This is a genomic window from Mesorhizobium sp. B3-2-1 (genome assembly GCF_006439515.1).
Lineage (GTDB): Bacteria > Pseudomonadota > Alphaproteobacteria > Rhizobiales > Rhizobiaceae > Mesorhizobium.
This window is the reverse complement of the sequence record NZ_VFTI01000020.1, coordinates 55253-77159: the sequence shown is the minus strand read 5'-3', so window position 1 is coordinate 77159 and position 21907 is coordinate 55253. Positions and strand designations below refer to the sequence as shown.

The 21907-nt window shown below is 62.8% G+C and carries 19 protein-coding genes; 14 read left to right on the top strand and 5 right to left on the bottom strand.

Features of this window, described 5'->3' with window-relative positions; all coding sequences use genetic code 11:
• The first annotated feature begins 46 nt into the window (after positions 1 to 46).
• Genes FJW08_RS20630 through FJW08_RS20615 form a run of 4 tightly spaced genes read left to right on the top strand, consistent with a single transcriptional unit; the run spans position 47 to position 5169 of the window.
• On the top strand, positions 47 to 439 hold the full coding sequence (locus FJW08_RS20630; RefSeq protein WP_246682460.1) for a lasso peptide biosynthesis B2 protein: 393 nt from the start codon (positions 47 to 49) through the stop codon (positions 437 to 439).
• Positions 436 to 2358, top strand: a complete 1923-nt coding sequence (locus tag FJW08_RS20625) for a lasso peptide isopeptide bond-forming cyclase (RefSeq protein WP_140812069.1) — start codon at positions 436 to 438, stop codon at positions 2356 to 2358. The genes FJW08_RS20630 and FJW08_RS20625 overlap by 4 nt, the downstream gene beginning before the upstream one ends.
• Positions 2355 to 3332 (top strand): serine kinase, encoded by a 978-nt coding sequence (locus FJW08_RS20620; RefSeq protein WP_140812068.1) that lies wholly within the window; start codon positions 2355 to 2357, stop codon positions 3330 to 3332. Before FJW08_RS20625 ends, FJW08_RS20620 begins: the two co-directional genes overlap by 4 nt.
• Positions 3325 to 5169: an ABC transporter ATP-binding protein gene (locus FJW08_RS20615; protein ID WP_140812067.1), complete on the top strand. Its 1845-nt coding sequence runs from the start codon at positions 3325 to 3327 to the stop codon at positions 5167 to 5169. Before FJW08_RS20620 ends, FJW08_RS20615 begins: the two co-directional genes overlap by 8 nt.
• Positions 5170 to 5192: 23 nt before the next feature.
• Here FJW08_RS20615 and FJW08_RS20610 read toward each other — a convergent pair whose 3' ends face one another.
• On the bottom strand, positions 5193 to 5468 hold the full coding sequence (locus FJW08_RS20610) for an exopolysaccharide production repressor exox (protein WP_140812066.1): 276 nt from the start codon (positions 5466 to 5468) through the stop codon (positions 5193 to 5195).
• 601 nt (positions 5469 to 6069) lie between these two features.
• Here FJW08_RS20610 and FJW08_RS20605 point away from each other — a divergent pair.
• On the top strand, positions 6070 to 6747 hold the full coding sequence (locus FJW08_RS20605) for a sugar transferase (RefSeq protein ID WP_140762719.1): 678 nt from the start codon (positions 6070 to 6072) through the stop codon (positions 6745 to 6747).
• Positions 6748 to 6833: 86 nt separating this feature from the next.
• Positions 6834 to 8090 carry a polysaccharide biosynthesis/export family protein gene (locus FJW08_RS20600; protein WP_181182986.1) on the top strand — a complete coding sequence of 419 codons (1257 nt, stop codon included), beginning with the start codon at positions 6834 to 6836 and terminating at the stop codon, positions 8088 to 8090.
• A gap of 273 nt (positions 8091 to 8363) precedes the next feature.
• Here the strand turns inward: FJW08_RS20600 and FJW08_RS20595 are convergent, their stop codons facing one another.
• Entirely contained in the window at positions 8364 to 9662 is a 1299-nt protein-coding gene (locus FJW08_RS20595) for an O-antigen ligase (protein WP_140812064.1), read from the bottom strand.
• 317 nt (positions 9663 to 9979) lie between these two features.
• Here FJW08_RS20595 and FJW08_RS20590 point away from each other — a divergent pair, with 317 nt between their 5' ends.
• The 5 genes from FJW08_RS20590 (at position 9980) to FJW08_RS20570 (ending at position 16759) form a co-directional block, all read left to right on the top strand.
• The gene (locus FJW08_RS20590) at positions 9980 to 10732 is read left to right on the top strand and encodes an SDR family NAD(P)-dependent oxidoreductase (protein WP_140812063.1); all 753 of its coding nucleotides are present in this window, start codon (positions 9980 to 9982) and stop codon (positions 10730 to 10732) included.
• Between the two features lie 223 nt (positions 10733 to 10955).
• The gene (locus FJW08_RS20585; RefSeq protein ID WP_140762729.1) at positions 10956 to 12305 is read left to right on the top strand and encodes a glucoamylase family protein; all 1350 of its coding nucleotides are present in this window, start codon (positions 10956 to 10958) and stop codon (positions 12303 to 12305) included.
• Positions 12295 to 13824, top strand: a complete 1530-nt coding sequence (locus FJW08_RS20580) for a mercuric reductase (protein ID WP_140762731.1) — start codon at positions 12295 to 12297, stop codon at positions 13822 to 13824. Before FJW08_RS20585 ends, FJW08_RS20580 begins: the two co-directional genes overlap by 11 nt.
• A 128-nt stretch (positions 13825 to 13952) precedes the next feature.
• Positions 13953 to 14603 (top strand): bifunctional DNA primase/polymerase, encoded by a 651-nt coding sequence (locus FJW08_RS20575; protein ID WP_246682459.1) that lies wholly within the window; start codon positions 13953 to 13955, stop codon positions 14601 to 14603.
• Complete coding sequence (locus FJW08_RS20570) at positions 14600 to 16759, top strand: glycosyltransferase (protein WP_140812061.1); 2160 nt, start codon at positions 14600 to 14602, stop codon at positions 16757 to 16759. Before FJW08_RS20575 ends, FJW08_RS20570 begins: the two co-directional genes overlap by 4 nt.
• 134 nt (positions 16760 to 16893) lie before the next feature.
• On the opposite strand, the gene FJW08_RS20565 is transcribed toward FJW08_RS20570, so the two are convergent.
• Positions 16894 to 17469 carry a DUF1349 domain-containing protein gene (locus FJW08_RS20565; RefSeq protein WP_140812060.1) on the bottom strand — a complete coding sequence of 192 codons (576 nt, stop codon included), beginning with the start codon at positions 17467 to 17469 and terminating at the stop codon, positions 16894 to 16896.
• A 59-nt stretch (positions 17470 to 17528) separates the two neighbouring features.
• Positions 17529 to 18968 (bottom strand): aldehyde dehydrogenase family protein, encoded by a 1440-nt coding sequence (locus FJW08_RS20560; RefSeq protein WP_140812059.1) that lies wholly within the window; start codon positions 18966 to 18968, stop codon positions 17529 to 17531.
• 277 nt (positions 18969 to 19245) lie between these two features.
• Between FJW08_RS20560 and FJW08_RS20555 the strand changes: the two genes are divergently transcribed.
• Positions 19246 to 19905, top strand: coding sequence for a TetR/AcrR family transcriptional regulator (locus FJW08_RS20555; RefSeq protein WP_140812058.1), 660 nt, complete (start codon positions 19246 to 19248; stop codon positions 19903 to 19905).
• A gap of 126 nt (positions 19906 to 20031) precedes the next feature.
• Here FJW08_RS20555 and FJW08_RS20550 read toward each other — a convergent pair whose 3' ends face one another.
• A complete protein-coding gene (locus tag FJW08_RS20550; RefSeq protein ID WP_140812057.1) occupies positions 20032 to 20517 on the bottom strand; it encodes a hypothetical protein in 486 nt (161 codons plus the stop codon).
• A 297-nt stretch (positions 20518 to 20814) separates the two neighbouring features.
• On the opposite strand from FJW08_RS20550, the gene FJW08_RS20545 reads away from it, so the two are divergent.
• Both FJW08_RS20545 and FJW08_RS20540 read left to right on the top strand, forming a co-directional pair.
• Entirely contained in the window at positions 20815 to 21516 is a 702-nt protein-coding gene (locus FJW08_RS20545; RefSeq protein ID WP_140812056.1) for a Crp/Fnr family transcriptional regulator, read from the top strand.
• 36 nt (positions 21517 to 21552) lie between these two features.
• The gene (locus tag FJW08_RS20540) at positions 21553 to 21846 is read left to right on the top strand and encodes a hypothetical protein (RefSeq protein WP_246682455.1); all 294 of its coding nucleotides are present in this window, start codon (positions 21553 to 21555) and stop codon (positions 21844 to 21846) included.
• Positions 21847 to 21907 lie beyond the last annotated feature (61 nt).

Below are 21907 nucleotides of genomic sequence, written 5' to 3'. Positions count from 1 at the left end.
GATGAAGCAGCGGCCTGGCAGGCGGAGCCTGACCAGAATTTTGTCCTTGAGCGGCTCCGAAGCGCTTTTCCTGTGCCGTTGCCTGCTGGTGGTCGCGACCGTCCGGGTCGGGCTGACAGTGTTCTCCTACAACCGCGTCCGCGCGATGGTGACCCGGCTCAACGCGCGCCAATGTGCCAGCATGGGCGAGTTGCGGCTCGTCGCCTGGGGGGTTGCAGCAGCCGCACGGTTCGTGCCGGGCGCCACATGCCTGACCCAGGCGCTTTCGGGCCAATACCTCCTCGCGCGCAAGGGCAATGCGTCGAATATCCGCATCGGCATCGAGCGCGGCACAGGCGAGCAATTGAAGGCGCATGCCTGGTTGGTCAGCGACAACCACATCGTGCTCGGCGGATCCGTCGATGGCTTCGCCCACCTGATCGACCACGGCAGCCGATGAGCGGCGTGGCCGGAATCCTGCTGCGACAGGACCCCGCACCGGCTGAAGCGGCGAGCGGCATCCAGCAGATGCTGGCGCGCATGCGCCATCGTGGTCCCGACGGAAGCTCGTGGTGGCTCGACAGTGGCATCGCGCTTGGCCACGCCTGGTTCAACACGACCGACGAAGCCGGCCCCGGCCCACTAACCATGGCCGGAGGCAAGCTGGCCATCACCGCCGACTGCAGGCTCGACAACCGCGACGAACTGCTCGCCAGGCTCGGTATCAGGGACAGTTCAGTCGCCGATGCGGCATTGCTGATGCGGGCCTATCTGCGCTGGGGTGAAGCCTGTCCCGTGCATCTGCAAGGCGATTTCGCCTTTGCCGTCTGGGATGCCGAACGGCAGCTCTTGTTCTGCGCGCGAGACCATTTCGGAGTGAAGCCATTCTACTACCACGCGGCGGAACGACGCTTTGCCTTTGCCTCCGAGATCGGGCCAATGCTCGGCCTCGAGGGGGTCGATGCACGCCTCAGCGAGCACCGGATTTCCGGATTCCTGGCCGGCCTGCCCGACGACCCGCAGTCCACGCCCTACAGCGACATTTTCGGCCTGCCGGCGCGTCACAGCCTCACCGTCACCGCGCAACGTCTGGTGCTGCGCCGGTACTGGCAGATAGAGCCGTCGCAGCGGGCGCCGCGGTCGGACGCCGCGGAGGAATTCGCCCATCTGTTCTCGCAATCGGTCCGCAATCGCATGCGGGGGAGTCCGTCGGTCGGCGCTATGCTGAGCGGCGGCCTCGATTCCTCCTCGATCGCCTGCGTGGCCGGGCTGCAGAATGCGGCCGGGCGCAAGCCGAAGCTGCCGACCTTCTCACTGGTTTTCGAGAAGGGTTCATCGATGGACGAGCGCTCCTTCATCGATGCCGTGCTGGATCAGCAGAAGGCCGACCCGACGCTGATCCATGTCGGCAATTATGCGCCCTTCGCTGAATTCGAACGGGTGCTGGAGGAGCAGGAAGGCACTTTCCTGGCGCCGGGCCTGACGCTGACCCGCGGCATCTACCGGACGGCGGGCGCCAAGGGCATCAAGGTGCTGCTCGACGGCCATGGCGGCGACGAGGTCGTTTCGCAGGGACATGGCCATTTGCACGAGCTTGCCAATGGCGGCCGATGGCTGGACCTCTGGCGCGAGGTGCGCAGCGCCTCCAACACCTATGGCGACAGCACGCTCGGCCTCTATTTCCAGTTCCTCACCATTTACGGGCCGGCCTGGCGCATCGCCAAGCTGCGGCGTTTGGGGAACCGCGCCCTGAGCAGGATACGCGGGCCTGCCCGATCGCAGCGTGGCCGGAGTTGGCGCGACCTGATCAACCCGGACCTTGCCAGGCGAACCGAGATCATCGACCGGTTCCACCGAGCCGGCTATATGCCGCCCGGCGTCCGGGCCAGCGATGCGCTCAGCCACCGCTGGATCCTGTCCAACGGCTATGTGCCGCACTCTTTCGAGGTTCTGGACAAGGTCGCCGCCAATTTCGGCGTCGAACCACGTTATCCGTTCTGGGACAAGCCGCTGGTCGAATTCTGCCTGGGGCTGCCGGGCGAGCAGAAGCTCAGTCACGGCTTTGGCCGCTACGTGCTGCGCCGAGCCATGGAGGGTATCCTGCCGGCGGCGGTCCAGTGGCGGCGTGACAAGATCGATTTCACCGCCAATCTCGTCAACGGCATGGTGCGCAACCATCGCGGCCTGCTGGAGCAGTTGCTGGTTGGCGATGCGGGACGCATCGCGCCCTATGTCAACCTGCCGGAAGTAAACGCCGCCTATGCGCGGCTGCTGCACCAGCCGGACCAGGCGGCGCCGCTCGATGTCCAATATGTCTGGCGCTCGGCGTCACTGTCGTTGTGGCTGCGGCAGGTCCAGCATGGGGGGAGCCCCGCATGATGTCCCGCCATGAGCCGTTCGCCGGCGATCTCGACCATCCTTTCCGGCGCGGCAGGATCGCCGGAGAACGGCGTTACTACCGCGCCTATGGCCTGATCATCGCGTCCGAAATATCACTGCCCGAACTGGAGCCGGCGGAGCCGGCGGCGGCCGACATCGAGATCGCCATCGGCCCGATCGATATGCCCAAGCCGTCGGCGGAGGCAACTACCGTCTTCCGCTTCGAGCCTGGCCGGCAGTATCTAGCCTGGGAGGCCGTCGGCGCATTCCTGATCAGCGACGCCCGCCGCATCGATGTCCAGCCGGCACCCGGCGTCGGCGACGCCTTGCTTGCCTTCCCATTGCTGGGACCAGTGCTGGCGCTGCTTTTGCACCAGCGCGGCCTGCTCGTCCTGCACGCCAGCGCCATAGCCGTGACCGGCAGGGGCGCCATCTTCATGGGCGACAAGGGCGCCGGCAAATCGACGACGGCAAGCGCGCTGATCCGGGCCGGGCACGATCTGCTCACCGACGACGTCGTGGCGTTTGACCTGGCAGACCCGGACCAACCGATGATCGTTCCGGGGTTTCCGCAGATCAAGCTTGCGGCCGATGCCGCGGCGGCGATCTCGCTTGGGCAGGCGCAAGTGCGGCCGCAGGTGCATCCCGCGATCGAGAAGATGCAGCATCGCCTGCACGGCGCCTTCGCCGGCAACAGGGTGCCGGCGGCCAGGATCTACATTCTTGAGCGTGGCGAAAGGGCTGGGATCACCCCCTTGCCTCACATCGCCGCCTTGCCGGCCATCATCAAATTCTCCTACGTGACGCGTTTCGGCCGCGCCGCACTCTCCGGCGATTTCGCGGCGATGCATCTTCACCACTGTTCAGCAATCGCTAACCATGTCGGCGTGTGCCGGCTGGACGTTCCGACGGGCATCGACAGGATCGGCGAGGCTGTGGCGCTGATCGAAAAGGAGCTGGCTGGAGATGCCTAGGTCATCGGTCTTCAGCCTGTCGCTGTTTCGCGATGTCGCGGCGTTCGGCGCCGTCATTGCCCAGATCGGCGGGCGGCGAACCTGGACGGCGCTGCTGTTCCTGATCCTCGGCAGCCTGACGGAAGGCATCTCGATTCTGCTGCTGGTGCCGCTGCTGCATCTGGTCGGGCGTGCCGACCAGGATTTCGCGGTCAGGCTGCCGAACATTGATTTCGTGCGCTGGCTGGTGCCCGGCGGAACGCTGCAGTTGACCACCGTGCTTTGCGCGCTGGTCGGGCTTGTTGCCGTGCAGGCAGCCTTCAACCGCTTCAAGTCGGTCTATATGGCAAGGCTGCTCTTCGATTTCATCAACCGCTTGCGCATGAACCTGTTCGAGAGCATCGGCAAGGCGCGGTGGGGCGTGTTCACGCGCATGCGCGGCTCCGATCTCGACCATGCTTTGACCGGTGACATCGACCGCGTCCAGGGGGCGGCTTTTTCCCTCCTGATGCTGGTGCAGATCACCGTGCTGCTGGTGGGCTATCTCGTGATTTCCATGTTCATCTCGCCGGTCATGACGGCGTTTGCCGTCATCATCGGCATCGTGATGTTCATAGCGCTGCAGCCTTTTCGCTCACGGGCCACCGCCTTCGGCCGGATTCTGACGACCAATCGCCAGGACCAGTACCGCACGGTCTCGGAATTTCTCGGCGGCATCAAGGTGGCCAAGAGCCTCAATGTCGAGGCCAGCTATTTCGCGCAGCTGCAGGCCACGCTCGGAAAGATGAAGGCCGACAACATCGCTTATGTGCGCAACAGCTCGATCGGCACCGCCGTCTTCCAGGTGGCGAGCGTCGTGGGCCTGAGCCTGTTCATCTATGTGGCGCTGGTCCGCTTCCACCTGTCACTGGCCGAGATCGTCGTGTTGCTCCTGGTCTTCATGCGAATCGCGCCGCGCTTCATGGACATGCAGACGCAGGCCCAGCAGGTGCTGATCAACCTGCCCGCCTATACGGCAATGCGCAGCCTGCAGGCACGTTTCGACGCCGAGCGGGAGCCCGGCCATGTCGAACCCAGGGATGCCCGCAAGCTGACCCTCGATACGGGGCTGAACATTCGTGACGTCTCCTTTGACTATGACGACGGCGCCGGCAAGGCGGTGGTGAGCGACATCACCTTCGGCCTTCCGGCCGGCAAGGTCACCGCCCTGATCGGCCCGTCCGGATCAGGCAAGAGCACGATCGCCGACATGCTGCTCGGGCTGCTCGAGCCGACCGCAGGCAAGATCCTCGTCGATGGCATCGAGATCGATGCCGGCAATCGCCGCCTGTGGCGCGATCAGGTGGCCTATGTGCCGCAGGACGTGTTCCTGCTGCATGACACGATCGCGGCGAACCTGCGGCTTGCAGCCCCACGGGCCAGCAACGACGAATTGTGGACGGCGTTGCGCGCCGCGCATGCCGGCGAATTCGTAGAACGGCTCGACCTCGAACTGGAGACGGTGGTCGGCGACCGTGGCGTGCGCCTTTCGGGCGGCGAGCGTCAGCGCATCGCGCTGGCACGCGCGCTGCTGCGCAAGCCCTCACTGCTCATCCTGGACGAGGCAACAAGCGCGCTCGACTGGCAGAACCAGTCGCTTATCGCCAGGTCGATCGATGGCCTGCGCGGCGCAATGACGATCCTGACCATCGCGCACCGGCCGTCGATGATCGCCTTCGCCGACTGGGTGGTGGCGATGGAAGACGGCCGTGTCGTGGAAGTCGGGCAATATCAGCGCCTGAAGGCGAAGCCGGGGAGCCGGCTGTCCAGGATGCTATCGGGAGAACAGTCTGAGACCGAACCCGCCGATGTGGCCTGAGGACGGTGATGTCCTCGCGGGACCTAATGCAGGCCCCGCCGGGCGCTGCCGAGCTTCTCGCCCTCGGGCACTTCGGTGGAGTTCTGCTTTCTCTCGGCTTCGCGCAGCCTGTCGGCTGGCGTCGGCGCGCTCCTGACGATCATGGCGTAGACAACCGCGAAATAACCAGCCTGGATGACCACGGCGCAGATGATGACGCGCAGCAGCGTCGTGCCGAACGAAGCTCCACCCAGCCAGGACCAGGCTACGACGATCGCGAGCGCGAAAAGCATCCCAACGATGAATTTTGGAAGCGACATACCCAACAGCCCATAAACCGGCTCGGGTTATATCCAACGATAGCCCCACCCGAGCGCCGTCCCTTGTGATGCGGGCTTGTTAAGTCGCCCGCTCTCGACCGGTTGCTTCCGGCCTTTCAACCTGTCGCGACCATGACAGGTATAATTTGCAATTCTATTAAGGCGGGCGGAAGGCGGCAAGGGCAACCGCACAAATTTTTGATTGAGCTTACGCGTTCGACTCTGCCATGCTGCAATGCACACGCCGGCATTTCACTCTACCTGCAGCCGCCAAAAAAATTCGAGTATACTTATAATATTAAGTAGTATTTTAGGTGAATAGTTTCCAATGTGGCGTCCTCCTAAAGCACTAATATGCTCCGGACCCCTGCGCGAGGAACGCGCCGCCCAGGAACCGCCCCAAAAATGTCCAGATTTTTTTGTCCTTGCCCATTTATTGTCACAAATGTGCTAAACATCCTGAAATTTGTGCAAAACGAGCTTATTATTTAGTCAATTCATGACGCGACTATTTCAAGGATATGGAAAATTGTGTGTTGCGCTGCAACATTTTTTTGATATCGTGCGGTAAACCATTCGTTCAACGCATGGAGTTTTCCGCATGAGGGACATTGCCAAGTCAGCCACGGCGGGCTTTTCGCAGGCTGACACCGACTTCCCGCCGCCGATCGGCGGCCTCATCAAGCGGAGCTTCGACATCGCCGGTTCGCTGGCCGGACTGATCGCGCTCGGCCCGCTGTTCATCATGATAGCGTTGCTCGTCAAATTCTCCGATGGCGGATCGATTTTCTACGGTCATCGGCGAATCGGGCGCGGCGGACGGCTCTTCTCCTGCCTCAAGTTCCGCACCATGGTTCCGAACGGGGACAAGGTGCTGGCCGCCTATCTTGCGACCAATCCAGACGCCAATGCGGAATGGATGGCGACCCGCAAGCTGAAGAACGATCCACGCGTCACCCGCGTCGGAGCGGTCCTGCGCAAGCTCAGCCTCGATGAGTTGCCGCAGATCATCAACATCCTCCAGGGCGATATGAGCCTCGTCGGGCCTCGCCCGGTGGTACGCGACGAACTGGAAATCTACGGCAGCGCAGCCGTCTATTATCTGAAGTCCCGGCCCGGCCTGACCGGCCTGTGGCAGGTCAGCGGTCGCAACGACGTTTCTTATGACAGCCGCGTCGCGTTCGATCGACACTATGTCGAGAACTGGTCTCTGTTCGAGGACGTTCGCATCATCATCAGGACCGTGCCGGCCGTCTGGATGTCACGCGGGTCTTACTGATAGGCCCGCCTGACTCAGGCATCCGGCGGCAAGCTCATCGGGCGATGGGGGCTATAACGGATCGGAACGCTCAGTTGAAAACAGACATGTTCGAAGTCTTTGGCAGCGGCCCGTTTTCCGGCCGCTCGCGGCTCTTGGCGGCGTGCCTTACGATGTCGCTCGCTTTTCCCCAGCTGGCCGCCGCCGACGATTACCGTCTGGGCTCCCAGGACAAGCTCACCATCCGCATCGCCGAATGGCAGACCGTCGAAAGCGCGTTCCGCGACTGGTCGTCGGTCAATGGCCAATACACGGTCGGTCCGGCCGGCACGCTGTCGGTGCCTTTCGTCGGCGAATTGCCGGCGGCGGGCAAGACCACGGCGGAGGTCGCCGCGGCGATCGGCGAGGCGCTGCAGCACAAGCTCGCTTTGTCGGACAAGCCTGAAGCCTCGGTCGAAATGGCGCAATTCCGGCCGTTCTACATTTCGGGCGAAGTGCAGAATCCCGGCCAGTTTCCCTATGTGCCCGAACTTACCGTGCTGAAGGCGATCAGCGTCGCCGGCGGCATCAGGCGCAACGCCGACTACGGCCCGCAGCTCGGCAAGGACCTGGTCACCGCCAAGGGAAATTTCGATATTTCCGACGACCTGCGCGTGCGGCTGATCGTCAAGCGCGCCCGTATCGACGCCGATATGGCCGGCAAGACGAGCTTCGAAGCGCCGAAAGAGGTCGAGGGCGATCCGCGGCTGCCGACCATCGTCAACGACGAGATGACGATCCTGACCGCCGACCAGAAGGCGCTGAAGCTGAAGCTCGAGGCGCTCGACGATCTCAAGGGCGTGCTGCAGGCGGAAATCGAATCGCTGCAGAAGAAGATCGTCAACCAGCAGAAGCAGGTCGACCTGGCGCAGCAACAGCTGGCCAGCATCGGTCCGCTGGCGCAGAAGGGCCTGGTCGCCAATGCCAGACTTCTGGATTCGCAGCAGTCCGTGACCGACCTGCAGGGCAAGATCCTGGACTACGAGACGGCCATCCTCACCGCCAAGCAGGCAATCAGCAAGGCGACGCAGGACGCCATCGACGCCCAGAACACCTTGAGCTCGAGGCTCGCCTCCGACCGACAGCAGACCGAAGCCGACCTGAACGAGGCCGCGCTGAAGGCGAATATGCAGAAGGGCCTGATCGCCCAGGCCACCGATCCGGCGACGACGGCCGCCATCACCAACGACCAGCAGCCTACCTTGCTCTATTCGCTGGTGCGCGAAGTCGACGGCAAGACCAGCGAAATCACCGCCAAGGAAGACACGCTGGTGCTGCCTGGCGATGTGATCAAGGTCAAGCTGGCACCGCTGGCCAGCCAGTAGGACGCAGAAGTTCGCGCGGCCTGCCTGCCGCTTTCGAAACCCATGGCGCAAAGACTTTGAACCTCCGCTGGCCTGCCGGCGGAGGTTTTTGCTGATACCGGAACCGAGGACACTTCCGGGCGACATGCATTGGGATTTCCAGCACGGGACACGGGACGGAGAACCGTCCCACTTTCTTTTCCTGGAATGGCTCCGGCCCGCTCCAACTTGCGCAGCACCGGACGAAAAACCGCTAAGCACTTTTCCTGGAAGGGCTCCAGCGGGCCCTCGTCATTACTCGGCCGCCGCTGGACGATGGGGCCAGGCTGCCTCTCCCCCCTTCGCATCCGCAGGCTCGAAGGCCGGCGACCATCGCGTGCGGGTGACCGGCAACCGCGCCAGCTTGAAGAAGCTGAAATACATCAGGAAGGAGCCCATGATGTAGGGGTTGAGAATCTCGACCTCGACGAAGGAGCGGATGAGCAGCAGCACCATCACGCCGATAAGGACCACCGATTCGGCCTGCCATGTCTTGAAGACCACCGCCGCGATATGGCCTAAGAGCGTACGCAGCATGATCAGCGATATCAGCACCACCCCGGTGAAGCCGAGTTCGACAAGGGCTTCGACATAGGTGTTGTGGAAATGGAAGCCGGTGCGGGTGGTGATGTAGAATTCGTTCCACAGCCGCTCGGCCTCGGCAAAACCCTGTACCCAATAGGCGGCATAGCCGACGCCGAGGATCGGCGACCGCATCGCGGCGTCCCAGCCCTGCTCCCAAAGATAGGTGCGCCCGGTAAGCGTCGAATCCTTGCCGAATAGGCCAAGCACGAAATCCATGAGCCCGAGATTGAGGGCGACAATGGCCACCACGACGATCATGCCGGTGCCGATCACGAAGATCACCCGACGGTAGCGCCGCGACAAAAGCTTGCTCATCGCAAGAAGCGCCACCAGCGCCAGAACCGCCGGTATCGAGGCTATCGAGGTGGCGGAATGCGATACGATCAGTACATAGACCGACAACAGCACGACCGGCACGGTCAGCATGAAGCTCAGCCGGCCACGCCGAAGGAAAGCAAGAAACACGACGGAGAAATAGATGCCGAGCGAGCCGACGAAGCCGATCTGGTTCTTGGAGGCGAAGGCGCCGACGAAATTATAGGTGCCGTCGAGGACGTCCTCGGAATAGCCGTCGACTTTCATCGAATACAGCAGGACGAAGAATATGCCGACCAGGGCGCCTATCGTCAGGGTGCGCACACTGACGGTGCGTGCCGCGACATAGGCGCAGGTGATATGGGAAAGGTACTGAACCGCCGTTCTGGCGGTGATGCCGGGAGCCTGCGACCAGAACACGGAGAAGCAGACATAGGCCGCGAACAACAGCGGCAGCCAGGCACTGGATAGTTGCCGCAGGAACCGCCGGTAGTCGACCAGAATAAGTGGAAGCCAGACGGCGTAGTAGGCCAGGATCAGCACCTGGCCGAAAATGACGGAATAGGAGAACGCCCAGATCGAGACGGCAACGGCAAAGCTGCCATAGACCGAATTCCTTTCGGGATCGACGAGCAGGGATTTGGGAATTTTCATCTCAGGGTCCCGTCGACACGACCCCAGACCGGCAGGCCGCAAACCGGCCGGCATATCCGCAAACAGGGGCGTACAAGAAACGGCATCTCCATTGTGCAGTGCAATATAACCTATCGCACCCCATGCTCAATGGCAAATCCGGTCACCTTGTCTTACAGCGCGGCTATCGCCGAGAGATCGCACGCCGTAGTCCAGCCGGTTTTGGCCCAGACGATCCGGCCGCATGCGGGCTTGAACTCGGCCTGCGGTAACCTCACAGTCCCCGAACACGGCCATTACATAGGCCGACTTCAGCCAGGATGGACAGGGGGAATGACATGCCGATGAACTTCGCGGGACGATTCGCCGGCCGGTCGGCGGTGATTACCGGTGGCGCCTCGGGCATCGGCTTGGCCGTCGCGCAGAGGATCGTCAACGAAGGCGGGCGCGTCAGCGTCTGGGACCGCGATGCCGCGCAGATCGAACAGGCGAAAGCCATTGTTCCCAGCCTGTATGGGGTGATGGTGGACGTTGCGGATGCGGCAAGTGTGGAGGCCGCCGCACAATCGACGATCGAAGCCCTTGGCGGCGTCGACATACTGGTCACCAGCGCGGCCATCACCGGCCCGAACATGACGACCTGGTCCTATTCGACCGAGGACTGGCAAAGGGTCATCGACATCAACATCAACGGCGTCTTCTACTGCAACAAGGCGCTGGTGCCGCACATGCTCGAGCGCAACTATGGTCGCATCGTCAACATTGCCTCGATCGCCGGCAAGGAAGGCAATCCCAACGCTTCCGCCTACAGCACCTCGAAGGCGGCGGTGATCGGCCTGACCAAGTCGCTCGGCAAGGAGCTCGCCAAGACCAAGGTGACGGTCAATTGCGTAACGCCGGCCGCCGTGCGCACCGCGATCTTCAAGCAGATGAGCCAGGAGCACATCGACTTCATGCTGTCCAAGATACCGATGGCGCGCTTCGGCGAAGTCGAGGAGGTGGCGGCGTTGATCTCATGGATCGCCTCGGAGGAATGCTCGTTCACCACGGCCGCCGTGTTCGACGTTTCGGGCGGCCGCGCCACTTATTGAGCCGGATCGAGGCAGATCCGAGTTGGCCCGAGCCAACTACAATTCCGCGTGACGAAGCAACGATTGGTGCTGGAAAGGCTTATGGTAGCTGACGTCTGAATGCCATAACAGGGGTATGCCATGACACGACGAGAGAGCCCGACAGCTGCGATGCCCTGCGGCCACCGTGCCGGTGGCGTGCGATCGACGGGCGCCGCGAACATCATGTTGGAGTTTGCGTCGTTTGCTTAGAGCAGATCCCGCCGCGCTGGCCGACGACGAGCTTCTGGACCGCTATCAAAGCGCCGCCTTCGGCTATTTCCTGGAGAATGTGAACCCCGGCAACGGGCTGGTCGCCGACACGTCGCGGCCGAATTCACCGTGCAGCATCGCTGTCGTCGGTTTCGCCCTGTCCTGCTATCCGATCGGCGTCGAACGTGGCTGGGTGGCGCGCGACGCGGCTGCCAGGCTGACCCTTGCGGCGCTACGCTTTTTCCAGACCAGCACGCAAGGCAGCGGCCCGGACGTTACCGGCCACAAGGGTTTTTACTATCACTTCCTCGACATGCGGACCGGTTTGCGCGTCTGGCGCTGCGAGCTGTCGATGGTGGATACCGCCTTACTGATCGCCGGCATGCTGGTGGCGGGCGCCTATTTTTCCGGTGACAATGACGATGAGGCCGAAATCCGCCAACTGGCCGAGGCGCTCTACAGGCGAGTCGACTGGCGATGGGCGCAAGGCAGCAGCCCGACGCTCCGCCAGGGCTGGAAGGCCAGGACCGGCTTTCTGCACTATGGCTGGGAAGGCTACAACGAGGCGACGATCCTCTATGTGCTGTCCATGGCCTCGCCGGGCCGACCGAGCTCCGACGACAGCTACGAGGCCTGGACGGCGACCTATCAATGGGAAAATATCTACGGCCGCGACGTGCTCTATGGCGGGCCGCTGTTCATGCACCAGTTCTCGCATGCCTGGATCGATTTCGCCGGCATCCGCGACGCTTTCATGCGCGAGAAGAATTCGGACTATTTCGAAAACAGCCGCCGCTCGACATATCTTCACCGCGACTACGCCCGGCACAACCCTTACGGCTTTGACGGCTATGGCGAGAATCTGTGGGGTCTTTCGGCCGGCGACGGGCCAGGCAGCTTCCGCGCCAGCGTGGAGCGACGGCGCCACCGGTTTTCCGGTTATGCGGCGCGTGGCGCGCCTTTTGGTCCGGATGACGGCACGATCGCGCCCTGGTCCTATTCGGCGTCGCTGCCGTTCGCGCCGGACATCTGCCTGGCGGCGCTGCGTCACCTCGTCGATCGTTACCCGGAAGTGCTCGACAATTTCCGGCTGCCTAGCGGTTTCAACCCGACATTGGCCAATCGGCGAAAATTCGGCCGCAATGGCTGGGTGTCGGAAGGCCATTTCGGACTGGACCAGGGCATCGCGGTGATGATGATCGAAAACCACCGTTCCGGCCTGATCTGGGAGCTCATGCGTTCCAATCCCCATATCCGTCGCGGCCTGGGCAAGGCCGGCTTCACCGGCGGATGGTTGTCGCGGCCGGCAACGCCGGCATCCGGGGGACGCGATGTCACGTGAACCGACGAGAACCGCCGCCTTCCCTGTCGACCGCAACGACGTCGAACTGATCAGGGGCGCGCATCCCCCGCACTGGAAGAATCCGACCCCGAACGGCCCCTACAATCTCGTCGTCATCGGCGCCGGGCCGGCCGGGTTGGCCGCCGCGCGTGACGCGGCGAGCCTTGGTGCGAAAGTCGCGCTGATCGAGCGTGGGCTGATTGGCGGTGCGTGTATCAATGTCGGCTGCGTTCCGTCGAAGTCGATCATCCGCACAGCCAGGCTCTATGCCGACATGCGCGATGCCGAGAGTTTCGGCGGCGACCCGCCAGACCATCTTCGTGTCGATTTTCAACGCGCAATGACACGAATGAGGCAGATCCGGCAGCGGATCAGCCGTGCCGATTCCGCCGCGAGCCTGGTTTCGGAAGGGATCGATCTCTATTTCGGCGAGGCGCGATTTGCCGGACACGATACGATCACGGTCGCGGACAAGACGCTGCATTTCAAAAAGGCGCTGATTGCAACAGGCGCACATCCGGCCTTCCCTGCCATTCCGGGGCTGGTCGAAGCCGGCTATCTCAGCAACGAGACGATGTTCGATCTTACGCAATGCCCGCCACGCCTCCTCGTCATCGGCGGCGGGCCGCTTGGCTGCGAGACGGCGCAAGCCTTCTGCCTGCTCGGCGCGAAGGTCATCCTGGCGCAGAGCGATCCGATGTTCCTGCCCGGCGAGGAGCGCGACGCCGCGCAGATCCTTTCGGATGCGCTGGCGCGCGAAGGGGTGGAGGTGCGCCTGAACACCGAAGTGGTGGCGGTGCGCAGGGAAGGCGCAAACAAGCTCGCCGACCTGATGCGGGATGGCGACACGACGACGATTTCGGTGGACGAGATCATCACCGGCGTCGGCCGTTCACCCAATGTCGCCGGTCTCGACCTCGAAGAGGCTGGCGTGGCGTATGACGCCAGCGGCATCAAGGTGGATGATTATCTGCGAACCAGCAACCCGCACATCTACGCGGCGGGCGACGTCTGCCTCGAATACAAGTTCACCCACACCGCCGAGGCAACGGCGCGCATTGTCGTGCGCAATGCCTTGTTTCGCGGCCGCGAAAGGCTCAGTGAACTCGTCGTCCCCTGGTGCACCTATACCGATCCGGAGATCGCCCATGTCGGCCTCTATCCCCTGGAGGCGCGCAGCAACGGCATTCCGGTCAAGACCTACACCGTGCTGATGCACGATGTCGCCCGCGCCGTAATGGACGGCGAGGAGGAAGGGTTCGTCAAGATCCATGTCAGGGAGGGGTCCGACCGCATCCTGGGGGCGACGGTCGTCGCCAGCCATGCCGGCGAGATGATCAACACGGTGACTCTCGCCATTCGATCGGGCATGGGATTGCATGCGTTGGCCGACGTCATCCATCCCTTCCCGACACAGGCGCAAGGCATCAAGATGGCCGGCGACGCCTATAGGCGGACACGGCTCACCTCGTTGCGCAGGCGCCTGGCGGCGCGCTGGCTGGCCTGGTCAAGGCGATAACCCGCCCAAGACCCAGTATATATGCCGAAATGCTCACAAATACACGACCAAGTGCGCGGCGGCGCTTGACGGAACCCTGCGAGGCTAATGAGATTGAGACGACGTCTTCGGCCGCGGAACATTCGTGGATGCAGCCTCTAGTCGAAACGGAATACGCAATCGAGCTCTTGGCTAAGGGGTACATCTGTGTGCCGCTGCGAGAAGGTGGCAAGCATCTCGATCTTCAGGCGATGGAATATCACCCGCTACATTTGCAGGGCCGTCGAAAAGACCTCAAAGAATTGGCGTTCCGCTCGATTGCCTTTCAGCTTTCGCAGAAGCCACCGACACGTGAGGAAACCCGGCGCTGGTTTCGTGAATTTGCCGGAAATGTCGGGATCGTAGCGGGACACGGCAACCTTCTCATCTTGGATTTCGATGATTCAGCGGGCTATCTGGCCTGGTCCTGTAAGTACGCACGCCTTTCGAGTTGCACGCCGGTCGCAAGATCGCCGAATGGATTCCACGTCTATCTCAGGACCCGCGAACCGGCGGTTTCGTCCAGCCTCTATAGCGGCGTGCGGCGTGTCGGCCACGTCAAGGCGCTTGGCGGTTACATCGTTGGAAGTCCTTCCGTCCTCAAGGACGGCTCCTGCTACAGCTGGTTGAAGGACCAGTCGCCGTTCGACGTCGACCCGCAGCCAGTCGAAAGCCTGGCCAGTCTTTCACTTCGCGCGGTCTCGCCATTCAAACATTGCTATGACCGCGTTCTGAAGCGCGGCTTTTTCTTGCCACAATGAGCATCCCGGGGCGAGCGCAACCCGACATCAGCATCATCATCCCGGCAAGAAATGCCGCGGTGACGATCGACGCCACGTTGCGAAGCCTTCTGCCCGAAAGGAGCCTGATCGGTGAGGTTCTTCTGGTCGAAGATGGCTCCAGCGATCAAACCGCAGCGATCTCGGTGCAAAGCGCCCTGCGGTATGGATTGCCGCTGGAGATCCTGGCCGTGCGGCTGGGCAGCGCGGGTGCTGCCCGGAACGCCGGAATTGCGCGGGCCAAGGGCAAGTTCATATTCTTCCTCGATGCCGACGACGAGGTGATGGCGGGAGGGTTGGGGCTATTGCATGATGCGCTCCTGCGCCATCCGGAGGCCGGCCTGTCGGTAGGGGCCAGCATTCGACGTGCCAGGGGCCGGCCGGACAAGCTCAAGACTCCACATGGGTACACGAGCGACCGGGCGTCGAACGCCCGCCGGTATCTCCTCAACGAGGCATGGCCGATCGCCATGGGCAGCGCATTGGTCGCAACCTCGGCAACGGCCACCGTGCGCTTTCCGGAGACCACCAGCCTGGATGAGGACACGTGCTACTGGGCGGCCCTGCTCGCCCGCGCCCAGGTGGCAACAATTCCCGCTCCGGTGCTTCTCTATCACCATGACGAAGAAAGGATGGCGCGGCGGTTCGTTCTGGCTCCGCGCGCCACTTTTCTCGCGATAGCTGTCGAGTTGGACAAGCTTGCCGATTCAGGCATTGCCAAGGAAGTTCTGCAGTGGCGGAAGGCCTGGATAGCTCTGCGGATTTCAAGGCAGCTTATCAAGCACAACCGATACAGCTATGCGATGAGCATGATGCGTGCCGTTCGCGCCCACAAGAGTCTGGGGCGGAGCTGGAAGGCAACGCAATATCGTATTCGAATTCGCTTCGGAGCCATGATGGAAAGGCCTGACTACCCGTCGCGCGCTGGCGCGGACACGGAAAGACGCACGCTGATCGTGTCCTTCGACCCGGCGTTTCCGCCGGTTTCCGGAGCGGACCTGAGAAATTTCAACAATGCCAGCCTAGCGGCCGAGTATGGCCCGGTCCGGCTTGTCTCGGTCAGGCCCCCAGGCAACCCGTCACAGCCGTCCGATGCGCGCATCAATGCGGTTGGCCTGACGATCGATGGAGAACCGCGTTCGGCCTCTCTCGGCTGGTGGAGGATCGCGGAGGAGAACCGTATTCCCCGCACGGCACTGGTGCGGCTGCGGAGCTTGGTGCAAACCTTCAAACCCGACACGATCGTCGTCGAGGGTATCGGCCTTTTCAAGCTGTTGCGACCTTTGCGCCCCCTGACGAAACAGCTCATCCTCGACATGCACAATGTCGAATCCGAACTGGCGGCACAGCTGCGCCATATCCGTCCAGCGCGATCTCCGGCGGTTCTTGGCATCCGGCGGCTGGAGAGAAAAGCACAATCCATCGTCGACAGGGTCTGGGTCTGCTCGAACGAGGATCGCGAGAGGCTGATGGCGCTTGCCGGGCGCACGATGCCCGTCGATGTCGTCCCCAATGGGATTCCCAGCGTCGAGGCCATTCCCGATGTGCTACCGGCGGAAGCACCGGCCGACAGCGGCTATCCGGTGATCCTGTTCATCGGGCATCTCGGCTATCCGCCAAACGTCGATGCCGCCGAGCGATTGGCTCATGCCATATTGCCTCGTATCCGGCAGACTTTGCCCGACGCCAAACTCGTTCTCGCCGGGCGCAGCCCGAAGACAACCGTGCGGGCGCTGGCCGGATTGCCTGGCGTCGAGCTCGTCGAAAATCCCGAAAGCGTGGCGTCGCTCCTGTCCGGCGCGCATCTCAGCATCATCCCGCTCGGGGCCGGCGGGGGCACGCGTATCAAGATTCTGGAGGCGATGGCCTGGGGGGTGCCGGTGATCGCGACACCGCTCGCGGCCGAGGGCCTAGGCCTGGTCGAGAATGACCAGGTGCTTCTGTCGGCCAGCGACGAAGGACTGGCCGCCATGGCCGTCGACCTTTCTCTCGACGCCGAGCGCCGGGCAAGGCAGCGCTTTCGCGCGCATCAGGCCGTATGGGCCAAGTTTGGCCCGCAAGCCATCCGCGATGCTGTCCGCGCCGGACTTGCATTGGACAACGGCGACGACGACCGGTCATTTCCCATCATCCCATGAGCCGCCGATGAGGCGCCTCCTTGCCAACGACCTCGGCATCCCGCCGGTGGGCCTGCCCAAGCTGGAAATCCTACACGTCCCCTGGCGAGGCGACCGCCCGGCGAAGCTCCTCGCGCAGAGGCTCCAGCCAGACGTCAGTCGTGCAGGTCCCGCGCAATCGGCGGACCGACCGAGAATCCGGAGAACGTGACCTCGAAACCCTCACGCTGCGGCGAACAGCACATCATGCCGACGTCGACCATCTTCGAGATCGGGAAATAGGCGAGCCGCACCGGCTTCCAATGACCGTCGGAAGCGTCGAGATACTGGACACGGATCGCTTCGCCGTGGCGGGTCAGGCGGATCCTGACGCCGTCCGGGCCGGCGGCAATCGCCACCAGAGACCAGTCCGAGGTGTCGTTGGTGACGACGACGGAGACATAGGCAAGGCCGTCGGTGTATTCGATGCCGGCCTTGATCCAGTGTGTTTCGCTCAGCCGAACCATCAGCCCGGCCTGGTCGTAAAGCACCTTGTAGTCGCCCTTGACGGTGACCTCCGCGGTGAAGTCGCCCTCGACCTGCCGAGACAGGAAGTGGCCGTTGTCGCGCCAAAAACCATAGAAAGTCTCGCGCCAGAAATCGGTCTCCTTGCCGGTGCGCACGCGCACGGCATCACCTTCGGTGGCGTGGTGCGGCGGCGGGTTGAGCCAGGTCAGGTCCTGCAATGTCATCCCTTGCACCGGTCCGATTGCTGGTGACGGCTCGCCGGCCGGTCAGCCGGCGCGCCAGTTCATCCCGCGAACGTATAAGCGGTCTTTACCGTAGTGTAGAACTCCATGGCGTAGCGGCCCTGCTCGCGCGGACCGAAGCTCGAGCCCTTGCGCCCGCCAAAGGGAACATGGAAGTCCACACCCGCTGTCGGCAGGTTGACCATCACCATGCCGGCTTCGGAGTTGCGCTTGAAATGCGTGGCGTGCTTGAGGCTGGTGGTGCAGATGCCCGAGGTCAGGCCGAAGGGCGTGTCGTTGGCGACGGCCAGCGCTTCGTCATAGTCCTGGACGCGGATGACGCTGGCGACGGGCCCGAAAATCTCCTCGCGCGAGCTGCGCATGGCGTTGGTGGCCCCGGTCAGCAGCGCCGGCTTGAGATAGAAACCCGGGGTCTTGCGGTCCAGCCGTTCGCCGCCGAAGGCGAGCGTGGCGCCTTCCCGGACGCCGATGGCGATATAGTCCTCGTCCTGCTTGAGCTGGGTCGCGTCGACCACCGGGCCGATCTGGGTCTGCGCATCGAGCGCATCGCCGATCACCAGCTTTTCCATGCGCTCCTTGAGCGCGTCGACGAAACGGTCGTGGATGCCGTTGGTGACGATCAAACGCGACGAGGCCGTGCAGCGCTGGCCCGTCGAGAAGAAGGCACCGTTCAGCGCGCAATCGACGGCGACCGCGAGATCGGCATCGTCGAGCACGACCAGCGGGTTCTTGCCGCCCATTTCGAGCTGGAACTTGCGCATGTGCTCGACACTTGCCGCGGCGACGCGCTTGCCGGTTCCCACCGAGCCGGTGAAGGAGATGGCGTTGACGTCGGGGCTGTCGAGCATTGCCTGGCCGACCACCGAGCCCTTGCCCATGACGAGGTTCAGCACGCCCTTGGGCAGGCCGGCGCGATGCAGGATGTCGACGATGGACCAGGCGCTTTCGGGAACGAGTTCGGCCGGCTTGAAGACGATGGTGTTGCCGTGGGCAAGCGCCGGAGCGATCTTCCAAGCTGGAATGGCGATCGGGAAATTCCATGGCGTGATGATGCCGACCACGCCGACCGCTTCGCGCGTGATCTCGACGCCGACGCCCGGCCGCACGCTTGGCACCACTTCCCCCGACAGGCGCAATGTTTCGCCGGCAAAGAAATCGAATATCTGGGCGGCACGGATGGTCTCGCCAATGCCCTCGGCCAGCGTCTTGCCTTCCTCCCGCGCCAGGTTGCGGCCAAGTTCGTCCTTGCGTGCCATGATCTCGTCGGCCGCCTTCTTCAGCACCGCGTGGCGCGCCAGCGGGCCTGAGCGGGACCATGCCGGAAACGCCGCCTTGGCAGCCGCGATCGCCTGGCCCGCCTGTTCGACACCCGCCGAGGCATATTCGCCGACGACATCGCCGGTATCCGAGGGGTTGACGTTGCGGGAGCCGGCATCGCCAACCCACTCGCCATCGATGAGGTTCTTTCGAAACGCTGTCATGTCCTTGCCTTCCCTGGCTGCTGGCCGCGCGGCGGCATCTGTCTGAAGTGGTATTTGCCAGACAATTGCCTTGCGGGAAAGCACGCACTGGGCTCGAAGGCCGCGACAAAAGTCCCCGGGCCTGCGCTCATGCTTTCGCTGCAGCGGCGACTGTGCCGCGTCGACGACCAATCCAGCTAACATCGGTGGATAGCTCTCCGGGTCAAGGTCGAATTGCCCTGTACAGATATGTCCACAATCTTGCTTTGGCTCGTGCGGCGTGTCATGCGTCGTCTAGATGGCAGCACTCGAGACGACGATCCAGCGCGCCGGCGCCACCGGCAACATCAAGGCCACGCGCGAAGACTGGCTGAAGCTTGCGCTTGAAACCCTGATCTCGGACGGCGTCGAACGCGTCCGCGTGCTGACGCTAGGCCAGCAGCTCGACGTCTCGCGCTCGAGCTTCTACTGGTATTTCAAGAGCCGCCAGGACCTGCTCGACCAGTTGCTGGACCACTGGCGGCAGACCAATACCCGATTCATCGTCGAGCGCGCCCAACGCCCTTCCGCGACGGTCATACGCGGGGTGATGAGCATTTTCGAATGCTGGGTGGACGAAAAGCTGTTCGACCCCCGGCTGGATTTCGCGATCCGGGCATGGGCTCGCCGCGCCCCGAGCATCCGGCGTGCGCTCGACGAGGCCGACGAGGAGCGAGTCGATGCCATACGCGGCATGTTCATGCGTCATGGCTATGAGGAGGAAGACGCGTTCGTGCGCGCCCGGGTGCTCTATTTCATGCAGATCGGTTACTATTCGCTCGAACTCAACGAGCCGATGAGCAGCCGCCTGACGCATGTTGCCGCCTATCTGCGCAGCTTCACCGGCCGGGAGCCCTCGCCCCAGGATATCGAGGATTTCTCGCGTTACGTCGAGAAAACCCTTCCCCGCAGCCGGTAGCCATCCGTGAAAGCAAGCTGCGCATCCATGTCGATCGCGGTCTTGCTGCCTATTTCTGGACGTGGTTGGAAATGGCTGCCGGCAACATCGCTGCCTGATCATCGAAGTCGCCGGCCGTGACCATGCTCAGAGCGTAAATGACCAAAACAGGCAGGCCAGCGTCGCGGCGGCAAAGATCACGAAGAACAGGCTGCGCAGCAGCACGTTGCGGCGCAGCACGTTCATGACGAAATGGCAGCCGATGATCGCGGCCGCAAACAGGAAGCGCCAGTTCAGCACTGCCCGCAAGACCTCCCACTGACCAAAGGCCCATCTGGCGATGAGGAAACCTATGATGGCCGCCAACAGCACGATCGCGGTCCAGAAAAGAGCGTCCGCGATGTGCGTCAAGACAATGCTGGCTGCCCTGATCGGCAGGATCATCATCAGCAAGGCGCTGAAGAAATAGACCGCGGCAAGTGGAATGAACGTGCCGGCATCGGCGATACCGTCAAGCCGCCTCACACCGATCGCGCCATAGGGATAACCGTGCCTTGCCACCGCCAGGCTCAGCGCCATGAGCAAGGCGGTCAGCACCGCGACCAGTGCGAAGGATGTGAGGGCTTTGCTCATGGTGTTCCTGTCCCGGGCGAATCAGACAGGAAGTGATGTAACCGATGGTCGTAAATTGTGGGTAAGCTTTCACCGGGGATAACCGATGGTCGGATCGACAGCGCGCGTCCCGGCCGGCGGTGCCCTGATGCTCGACCGTCTTGTCGGCTGCCTTCGCCACATGTGGCGTCGCCCGACGCGGGCGCAATCGTTTGCCAAGCCCGCCTGTGGAGCGTAGACTCAAGCATCGGCCGCCCTTTAATCCGGATGCAGCCGACAGTGAGAGGTACGTGCTCTTGCCCGATAGGGAGAAGAGCCATGCCTCAATCCACCTTTCGCAACCATGTTTTGAAAACCCTCACACCTGAGGATTTCGCGCGTTTACGGCCGTCGATGCATCACGTCGAACTGGCCATCAAAGCCCGGCTGGAGATCGCGTACCAGCCGATCGAGCACGTATATTTTCCCGAGACGGGTATCGCATCGGTGGTCGCCGCCATGACCGGAGGGCGGCAAAGCGAAGTCGGCCTGATCGGCTATGACGGCATGACGGGCATTGCGGTCGTCCTCGGCCAGGACAGGTCTCCCAATGAAACCTATATCCAGGTCGCCAGCGACGGCTGGTCCCTGCCGGTTGAACCTCTTCGCATCGCGATTGCCGGGAGCCAGACCCTTCGCCCGTCACTGCTTCGCTACGCCCACGAATTCCTGATCCAGTCGTCGCGAACGGCGCTGGTCAATGGCCATTCGAAAATCGAGGAACGGCTGGCCCGCTGGTTGCTCATGGTCAACGATCGCGCTGATGGAGATATCATCTATCTGACGCATGAATTTCTGGCGACCATGCTTGGTTCCCGACGGCCCGGCGTTACCACGGCTCTCCAGATGCTCGAATATCGAGGGCTGGTCCACGCCAGGCGCGGCGAGATCACCATCGTCGACCGCACCGGAATGATAAAACTCACGGACGGTGCCTATGGCGAGGAGGAACAGCGTCACTTCGGCATCGCCTCCGGCTGAATGTCCGGAATCGGACATAGCCTTGAAGGCCTCCACATGTTGGTCGAAAGTAGTATCGGCTTGGATTTCAGGGAGGCATTCTTGATGACCAACACGTTTCACACCATCACGGTGGAAGGAGCGGCCGAAGCCTACGTCCTTTCCAGGGGAAAGGCCCGCTTTCTCTCGATTGCACAAGCAATCCGCGCCATCCGGACACTTATGCCGGCATGCAACGCCACCGACCACGAGTTGGAGGAAATGCTGGCGGCGGCCTGCATCGCTCACATGGTGCCCGTCGCTTTCGACGCGGCCAGGCCGGATGGCTCACCATCGCGGCTCCATTCATAGGCCGGAGATGCCCGCGCTTGCGCAAAGGACTGCTCCCGCGGACGTTCGCCAGGCGATTGTC

Excerpts from the sequence above, each read along its gene's own strand:
- FJW08_RS20545 (WP_140812056.1), top strand. The coding sequence starts at position 20,815 with ATGCCTCAATCCACCTTTCGCAACCATGTTTTGAAAACCCTCACACCT.
- FJW08_RS20595 (WP_140812064.1), bottom strand. The coding sequence starts at position 9,662 with ATGAAAATTCCCAAATCCCTGCTCGTCGATCCCGAAAGGAATTCGGTC.
- FJW08_RS20550 (WP_140812057.1), bottom strand. The coding sequence starts at position 20,517 with ATGAGCAAAGCCCTCACATCCTTCGCACTGGTCGCGGTGCTGACCGCC.
- FJW08_RS20620 (WP_140812068.1), top strand. The coding sequence starts at position 2,355 with ATGATGTCCCGCCATGAGCCGTTCGCCGGCGATCTCGACCATCCTTTC.
- FJW08_RS20610 (WP_140812066.1), bottom strand. The coding sequence starts at position 5,468 with ATGTCGCTTCCAAAATTCATCGTTGGGATGCTTTTCGCGCTCGCGATC.
- FJW08_RS20560 (WP_140812059.1), bottom strand. The coding sequence starts at position 18,968 with ATGACAGCGTTTCGAAAGAACCTCATCGATGGCGAGTGGGTTGGCGAT.
- FJW08_RS20540 (WP_246682455.1), top strand. The coding sequence starts at position 21,553 with ATGTTGGTCGAAAGTAGTATCGGCTTGGATTTCAGGGAGGCATTCTTG.
- FJW08_RS20605 (WP_140762719.1), top strand. The coding sequence starts at position 6,070 with ATGAGGGACATTGCCAAGTCAGCCACGGCGGGCTTTTCGCAGGCTGAC.
- FJW08_RS20565 (WP_140812060.1), bottom strand. The coding sequence starts at position 17,469 with ATGACATTGCAGGACCTGACCTGGCTCAACCCGCCGCCGCACCACGCC.
- FJW08_RS20590 (WP_140812063.1), top strand. The coding sequence starts at position 9,980 with ATGCCGATGAACTTCGCGGGACGATTCGCCGGCCGGTCGGCGGTGATT.
- FJW08_RS20625 (WP_140812069.1), top strand. The coding sequence starts at position 436 with ATGAGCGGCGTGGCCGGAATCCTGCTGCGACAGGACCCCGCACCGGCT.
- FJW08_RS20570 (WP_140812061.1), top strand. The coding sequence starts at position 14,600 with ATGAGCATCCCGGGGCGAGCGCAACCCGACATCAGCATCATCATCCCG.
- FJW08_RS20615 (WP_140812067.1), top strand. The coding sequence starts at position 3,325 with ATGCCTAGGTCATCGGTCTTCAGCCTGTCGCTGTTTCGCGATGTCGCG.
- FJW08_RS20555 (WP_140812058.1), top strand. The coding sequence starts at position 19,246 with ATGGCAGCACTCGAGACGACGATCCAGCGCGCCGGCGCCACCGGCAAC.
- FJW08_RS20580 (WP_140762731.1), top strand. The coding sequence starts at position 12,295 with ATGTCACGTGAACCGACGAGAACCGCCGCCTTCCCTGTCGACCGCAAC.
- FJW08_RS20600 (WP_181182986.1), top strand. The coding sequence starts at position 6,834 with ATGTTCGAAGTCTTTGGCAGCGGCCCGTTTTCCGGCCGCTCGCGGCTC.
- FJW08_RS20575 (WP_246682459.1), top strand. The coding sequence starts at position 13,953 with ATGCAGCCTCTAGTCGAAACGGAATACGCAATCGAGCTCTTGGCTAAG.